Genomic DNA, 1,459 nt, shown 5'->3' with positions numbered 1-1,459 from the left:
CTCGGCTTCGGCACCTACAAGCTGAAGTACGGCCACCGCGGCATCAACCAGCCGGTCCAGGACCGGACGACGGGCAAGGTCGAGGTCACCGCGCACAACCACGGCTTCGCCGTGGACGCGCCGCTCGACAAGGTCAGCGAGACGCCCTTCGGCCGCGCCGAGGTCTCCCACGTCTGCCTCAACGACGACGTCGTGGAGGGGCTGCGGCTGCTCGACCAGCCCGGCTTCTCCGTCCAGTACCACCCCGAAGCGGCAGCCGGCCCGCACGACGCCGCCTACCTGTTCGACCGCTTCACGTCTTTGATGGACACAGCTTTGATGGAGGGCCAGCGTGCCTAAGCGCACCGATATCCAGTCCGTCCTGGTCATCGGCTCCGGCCCGATCGTCATCGGCCAGGCCGCCGAGTTCGACTACTCCGGCACCCAGGCGTGCCGCATCCTGCGCGCCGAGGGCCTGCGGGTCGTCCTGGTCAACTCCAACCCGGCGACGATCATGACCGACCCGGAGATCGCCGACGCCACCTACGTCGAGCCGATCACCCCCGAGTTCGTCGAGAAGATCATCGCCAAGGAGCGCCCCGACGCGCTGCTGCCCACCCTGGGCGGCCAGACGGCCCTCAACACGGCGATCTCCCTCGCCGAGAACGGCGTCCTGGAGAAGTACGGCGTCGAACTGATCGGCGCCAACGTCGAGGCGATCAACAAGGGCGAGGACCGCGACCTGTTCAAGGAGGTCGTGGAGGAGGTCCGCCGCAAGATCGGGCACGGCGAGTCCGCCCGTTCGGTCATCTGCCACACCATGGACGAGGTCCTCGCGGGCGTCGACGAGCTGGGCGGCTATCCGGTCGTCGTCCGCCCCTCCTTCACCATGGGCGGCGCCGGCTCCGGCTTCGCGCACGACGAGGAGGAGCTGCGCCGTATCGCCGGCCAGGGCCTCACGCTCTCCCCGACCACCGAGGTGCTCCTGGAGGAGTCCATCCTCGGCTGGAAGGAGTACGAGCTGGAGCTGATGCGCGACAAGCACGACAACGTCGTGGTCGTCTGCTCCATCGAGAACTTCGACCCCATGGGCGTGCACACCGGCGACTCGATCACCGTCGCCCCGGCGATGACGCTGACCGACCGCGAGTACCAGATCCTGCGCGACATCGGCATCGCCGTGATCCGCGAGGTCGGCGTGGACACCGGCGGCTGCAACATCCAGTTCGCGGTGAACCCCGAGGACGGCCGCGTCATCGTCATCGAGATGAACCCGCGTGTGTCGCGGTCCTCGGCGCTCGCCTCCAAGGCGACCGGCTTCCCGATCGCCAAGATCGCGGCCAAGCTCGCCGTCGGCTACACCCTGGACGAGATCCCGAACGACATCACGCGCGAGACCCCGGCCTCCTTCGAGCCGACCCTCGACTACGTCGTCGTCAAGGCCCCGCGCTTCGCCTTCGAGAAGTTCCCCTCCGCCGAC

General features: G+C 68.3%; 1 protein-coding gene and 1 pseudogene. Both read left to right on the top strand.

Going from position 1 to position 1,459, the window contains the following annotated elements; translation table 11 throughout:
- Window positions 1–339: pseudogene (locus G6W55_RS37605) on the top strand (carbamoyl phosphate synthase small subunit); the annotation flags it as partial.
- Window positions 332–1,459: carbamoyl-phosphate synthase large subunit (gene carB / locus G6W55_RS37600; protein ID WP_175525054.1), on the top strand; the 1,128-nt coding region annotated here is incomplete at its 3' end. The pseudogene G6W55_RS37605 and the gene carB, both read left to right, overlap by 8 nt.

The organism is Streptomyces sp. CAI-85 (assembly GCF_013363615.1).
Classification (GTDB): Bacteria; Actinomycetota; Actinomycetes; order Streptomycetales; family Streptomycetaceae; genus Streptomyces; species Streptomyces antibioticus_B.
Note: the sequence above shows the minus strand (reverse complement) of the source record. Positions and strands in the feature narration are given on the sequence as shown.